6 protein-coding genes are annotated in these 5,931 nt (G+C 42.6%); 5 read left to right on the plus strand and 1 reads right to left on the minus strand.

The window, feature by feature from the left end; genetic code table 11:
• From V7K45_RS22560 to V7K45_RS22570, 3 genes are all read left to right on the plus strand, one after another.
• The coding region (locus tag V7K45_RS22560) for a hypothetical protein (RefSeq protein ID WP_335007220.1) at positions 1 to 219 on the plus strand (219 nt) is incomplete at its 5' end.
• Positions 220 to 489: 270 nt separating this feature from the next.
• Positions 490 to 909, plus strand: a complete 420-nt coding sequence (locus tag V7K45_RS22565; protein WP_335007221.1) for a helix-turn-helix domain-containing protein — start codon at positions 490 to 492, stop codon at positions 907 to 909.
• 401 nt (positions 910 to 1,310) lie between these two features.
• Positions 1,311 to 2,357 (plus strand): glycosyltransferase family 2 protein, encoded by a 1,047-nt coding sequence (locus V7K45_RS22570; RefSeq protein WP_335007222.1) that lies wholly within the window; start codon positions 1,311 to 1,313, stop codon positions 2,355 to 2,357.
• Between the two features lie 132 nt (positions 2,358 to 2,489).
• Here V7K45_RS22570 and V7K45_RS22575 read toward each other — a convergent pair whose 3' ends face one another.
• Positions 2,490 to 3,032 carry a cupin domain-containing protein gene (locus tag V7K45_RS22575; RefSeq protein ID WP_335007223.1) on the minus strand — a complete coding sequence of 181 codons (543 nt, stop codon included), beginning with the start codon at positions 3,030 to 3,032 and terminating at the stop codon, positions 2,490 to 2,492.
• Positions 3,033 to 3,356: 324 nt separating this feature from the next.
• Here V7K45_RS22575 and V7K45_RS22580 point away from each other — a divergent pair, with 324 nt between their 5' ends.
• Both V7K45_RS22580 and V7K45_RS22585 read left to right on the plus strand, forming a co-directional pair.
• Entirely contained in the window at positions 3,357 to 4,802 is a 1,446-nt protein-coding gene (locus V7K45_RS22580) for a deoxyribodipyrimidine photo-lyase, 8-HDF type (RefSeq protein ID WP_335007224.1), read from the plus strand.
• 543 nt (positions 4,803 to 5,345) lie between these two features.
• Positions 5,346 to 5,931 (plus strand): hypothetical protein (locus V7K45_RS22585; protein ID WP_335007225.1); only part of this gene is annotated, 586 nt, incomplete at its 3' end.

Below are 5,931 nucleotides of genomic sequence, written 5' to 3' on the forward strand. Positions count from 1 at the left end.
TCGATTTGGAATGGACGACTCATAACAAAATTACTAAATGCACCCATCTATAAGTTTGACGTAGTTTGGCGCATCTTCATACAGAATTGGTATAAATCAAAATTTTTGCTTCTTCACCTCAATACTTTACAAAAATTTCATAACACAGTACCAGAACATTGTTCTGGTGCAAAAGCTACCCTTACCTTGACCGACAAAGTATTAGTTTTAATTATGTAATACTGGTCAACGAATTTTTCCAAAACCGTATCGAAAAGTACAGTTTTTTAGGCAACAATTAGATCCGTAGGTATCCATCACAGAGCGATCGCAAAAGTTTTCGGTCTACTGAATTTAATTAACTGGTCTCTCACAGTATGCTCAAAGGTAAAGTAAATACTTGCAGCAATTTTAGTATGTCAGGGCGCTAATAAAATAGGGAATACTCAAATCACGAATAGCGTTTATAGCGTTTTCCGGTCTAGTGAGGTACGGTTGGTAAATTAGGTTGTGCATTTTACCCAAGTAGAAATGAAGGCATACTCGCTCGACTTACGTCAGAAGATTATCGATACCTACTTTGAAGGCGGAATATCTCAGCGTCATCTAGCAAAGAGATTTCGACTCGCCTTAAGTTTTGTTGAAAAGCTACTTAAACAGTATAGAGAAGTTGGAAATATCGCTCCCAAGGTTTGCATACAACAAACACCAATGAAGTTAAATGCACAGCAATTAAGCATTCTCAAACAAACCGTGGAAGCCAATAAGGATGCAACATTGAATGAACTTTGTAGCCATTTAGAACAAAAAACAGGAGTTGAAGTTGGCCAAACGACAATGGATAGAATGTTGCGAATGATGAATATAAAAGTAAAAAAACACTGCACGCCAGCGAAAAAGAAAGTGAGCGAGTCCAATCACTACGGGTAGGCTTTTGGCAATTAGTCCAAGGTATTCTCGCGGAAAACCTAGTTTTTATTGATGAATCCGGCGTAAATTTATCTTTGGTGCCATTGTTTGCCCGTGCTCCCAAAGGACAACGAGCACACGCACCTCGTCCACAAAAGCGAAATAAAAACATCTCTGTAATTGGTGCGATTGCCTGATTATTGTGGTTAAGTCTATTGTATCGTTGTAGGCGATGTTGAGAGTTGATGTCGAGCCTACGACTAGGCGGATAACCAGATGGATAATTCTGGTTCTGGTCGGATACTATCAACAAAAATGTGATCGTAGACAGCAGGTAGTATTTCTATTGCAATATCAGAGATTACGGTATTAACACTACAAATTAACAGCAGAGCGTGACTGAAACAAAGTCAGTCTTAAAGATGAAAAAAGTTTCTGTAATTATTCCGGTTTATGGAGTCGAGAACTATATAGCTGCTACTGTGCAATCTGTTCTCGATCAAACCTATAAAAATTTCGAGCTTCTCATTATCAATGATGCTTCTTTGGACAGGAGTATAGAGATTTGTCAGCAATTCACTGACCCCAGAATTAAAATTATTCACCAGGCAAATCGGGGGCTAGCTGGAGCTAGGAATACTGGTATTCGCCATGCTCAAGGAGAATATTTAGCTTTTTTAGATGCAGATGACCTTTGGTTGCCTCAGAAGCTAGAAAAACAGGTTGCTCACCTGGAAAGTTCGCCAGATGTAGGCGTTAGCTTTAGCCGTTCTGCTTTTATCAATGAAGCTGGCAAAGCCTTAGGTACGTATCAGATGCCTAAGCTCAAAGGAATTACCATACCCTATTTACTTTGCCGGAATCCGGTTGGCAATGGCTCGGCTCCGGTGATTCGCAGAGAAGTTTTTGAAGCTATTAAATTCCAAGATAATCTTTACGGTTCTATAGAGGATTTTTATTTTGACGAACACTTCCGCCAATCGGAGGATATCGAATGTTGGATTCGCATTTCCATTCAGACTGATTGGCAAATAGAGGGCATTTCTGAAGCCCTGACTTTGTATCGCGTGAATTCAGGTGGGCTTTCAGCAAATATGCTCAAGCAATTAGATTCTTGGGAAAAAGTGATTGAAAAGACACGCTCCTACGCTCCAGAAATAGTTAATCAATGGGAAACACTAGCTAGAGCTTACCAGCTGCGCTACTTAGCCCGTAGAGCAGTCAGACTTCAAGATGGTGCAATGGCTGTAAAATTAGTGAATCGAGCCTTAGCAACCAACTGGCATATTCTCTCTCAAGAACCACAGCGCACACTTTTGACCCTGGCAGCTGCCTATCTCCTTTGGCTTTTGCCCCAGTTTCTTTACAGTCAAATCGAGGCTGTTGCTTTAAAGACCACAGGATATACTCAAAGACAGCGCATTTTGCAGGGCTTGGGGGGAGCAACGCGATTTCGTGAGGTTGGGTAAAAGACGTGAAATGCCGTTCGCGGAGCGTCTTGTAGATAAGGTGGGCTACGCCTACCTAAAAACTGTTTTCAGTAGTCAAAAAGTAATAAAAACCACGCATGGCTACAAGAACAAGAATCTTTAACGCGGCTTTTAAATCGAATCACTCACTTGAGTTCCTGTATAATTGGGAACCCAACCTTCTGCGATCGCAAAATAGCGTATCCCTTTGAAATTCAACGATGCAGTTGGGCTGCACCAATGCTCAACGCCGGCGGGGATGTAGAGATAGTCTTGTGCCTGAACTAAAAGCTGTACCTGGCTGCCATCAAGTCGCACGAAGCCATAAATCATTTCTCCTGACAACACATAAATGGGTTCAGGCGCAGGATGAGTATGGTAACGACCGTAGGTTGCGATCAGGTGGTGAAGATTGAACGAACCTGGATGCACATTTAGTAAGTCACACCAGAGAGCGCCATTTTCTTGCTGAAGAAATTCAAAAACGCTGTTATGCAGTTCTACGTAATAACGTTTCTCGGTCTCAGTTAAAACGTCCTGCTCTAGCAGATTAGGGAAGAGTAGCGATGTTCCTGGGTCGTAGTGTTTGAGTTGAATGCCAAGAGGCGCAAGTTCGCGGGCTATTTCGTCTAAATCGCTTTCAATCGTACCGTCGTTAAGTAGTAGGTTAGCCATGACAAAAAGACTAATTAACTGTTAAGAAGAGTATACTCAATTTTGAGATGAAAAGCCACTATTCCCGATTGACAAACCGGGGAATGGGGAGTGGGAATTGGAGAGTAGGAGAGGCAGGGGAGCAGGGGAGCAGGGGAAGTTGTAGTAAATTTTTCCCCTCTGCCCCTCTGCCCCTCTGCCCCTCTGCCCCTCTGCCCCTCTGCCCCTCTGCTCCCCTGCGTCTTATGCCCAATGCTCATTAAAAGAATAAATTTATCGCCAGAATGATGCTTATTGGTACCACTAGCATCTAAGCTAGTACGGGTGAACTATATTCAGCATGGAATGTCTGACTTAATTCTGTTTTGGCATCGGCGCGATTTACGCATTTCTGATAATACGGGACTGGCTGCGGCAAAACGGCGGAGTCCGAAGGTAGTGGCTGTGTTTTGCCTCGATCCAAATCTTCTGGAACGGGATGATGTTGCTCCTGTGAGAGTAACTTATATGATTGGCTGTTTGCAGAAACTCCAAGAGCGATATGCTCAAATTGGTAGCCAGCTGTTAATACTCCACGCCGATCCTGTACAAGCGATACCAGCTTTAGCAGAAGCAATAAATGCCAAAGCTGTTTTTTGGAATTGGGATGTAGAGCCTTATTCGCAAGAACGCGATCGCACCATTATAAATGCCCTCAAAGAAAAAGGTATTGAGTTTCTTAACCAAAACTGGGATCAAATCCTCAACTCTCCAGAGGAGTTACGCACGGGTAGTAAAAATCCTTATACGGTTTACACACCCTTCTGGAAAAATTGGATTACCAAACCGAAGGCTCAACCAGTAGAAACACTGCAAGATATTGAGGGATTAACGGAAGCCGAACAGGAAATTGCTAAACTTGCAGGAGCGATCGCACTACCTTCAGCAAAAGATTTAGGATTTATCTGGGATGGAGAATTGATTATTTCACCGGGAGAGGCGGCGGCGCAAGAACGGCTAGAGGAATTTACTAATAAAGCTATTACTGAATATCAAGAACAGCGAAATTTCCCCGCAGTTGACGGAACATCGCAACTGAGTGCAGCTTTAAAATTTGGGGTAATTGGCATTCGCACCGTTTGGCAAGCCACCATAGAAGCAATGGAAAACAGCCGCAGTGAAGAAACAGCAGTTAATATCCGCACATGGCAACAGGAATTAGCTTGGCGGGAGTTTTATCAACACGCAATGTATAACTTTCCTGAATTAGCTGATGGTGCTTTCCGTGACACCTTTAAGAATTTTCCTTGGCAAACTAACGAAGAACACTTCCAAGCTTGGTGTGAGGGGAGAACAGGCTACCCGATTGTGGATGCAGCCATGCGCCAGATGAATGAAAGCGGCTGGATGCATAACCGTTGTCGAATGATTGTTGCCAGTTTCCTCACTAAAGACTTGCTAATTAATCCCCAATTGGGAGAAAAATACTTTATGCAGCACCTGATCGATGGTGATTTATCTGCCAATAATGGCGGTTGGCAATGGAGTGCTTCTAGCGGCATGGACCCCAAACCTGTACGGATTTTTAACCCAGCCAGTCAAACACAAAAATTCGATCCAGAAGGGGAATATATTCGGCAATGGGTATCAGAATTGCGGTCTGTAGATACAGAATATTTAGTTACTGGGAAAATTCCATCTTTGGAACGTCATGCTGTTGGCTATCCTGAACCTATTGTGGATCACAAAATACAACAACAGCAATTTAAACTGCGTTATCAACAGCAAAAAGTTCTTAGTAATGGTGAGTAAAATTATGAATTTGCGCCGTGTGCAACTTTCTTTCAAACCTAACCCCGAGCCCCTTCCCTTGCAGGGAAGGGGAGCAAGAATCAAAGCCTCTCTCCGTTTCGGGGATAGGTTTGGAGAGGGGTTCTAAGAATAACTTGCACATCGCATGAATTTGTAAAATTGTGAATTCTTTAATGTTAGTTTAGAGTTGGTATTATATCATAGGCGTTGCTGAATCCAGGTATAAAAATGATTTTGCGTGATTTAAAAACCCTTGTAGAGAGGTTGCAATGCAACGTCTCTACACCAAGATTCATACATCTAATCAGCAACGCCGTATCATAATAAGAATCTTGCTATAGGGCGATCGCATCTAAATAAGTAGTCAGACAGAATTAATTACACAATGTCATTGCGAGCGATCGCAATGACTGTAAATATTTTTGTCCGACTACTTATTGAAGAGAGATGTAGTACTGCTACATCTCTCTTACGCATTGACAAATTAGATAATAAATACAGTAGTAAAACAACTGAAATCAAACAGATAAGGAACACCAATTTATGACCTCAACCACAACTTACACTTACGATGTCGATGGCAAAGTGATATCTGAGAGGACAGACAACAACACTGATGGGATAATAGACTCAGTTATTACCTACCGCTATGACCTGACATCCCAGAGTTATGACTACAATGGCGACGGCAAACTTGATTCTGTCAAAACCTATACTTATGATGCCAAGGGCAAGTTGACATCCGATAGCGATTACATCATCAACGGCGACGGCAAAATTGATTATGTCATAACCGATATTTATGATGCCAAGGGCAACCGCACATACTTTAGCCGTGACGACAACGGTGACGGCAAACTTGATGCTGTCGTAACCTATACTTATGATGCCAAGGGCAAGTTGACATCCGAGAGCGATGACGACAACGGTGACGGCAAACTTGATTTTGTCGTAACCTATACTTATGATGCCAAGGGCAAGTTGACATACTTTAGCCGTGACGACAACGGTGACGGCAAACTTGATTCTGTCGTAACCTATACTTATGATGCCAAGGGCAACCGGACATCCACCAGCTATGACTTCAACGGCGACGGCAAAGTTGATTCTGTCGAAACCTCTACTTATG

Origin of the sequence: Nostoc sp. (assembly GCF_036917375.1) — a bacterium.
Taxonomy (GTDB): domain Bacteria; phylum Cyanobacteriota; class Cyanobacteriia; order Cyanobacteriales; family Nostocaceae; genus Nostoc.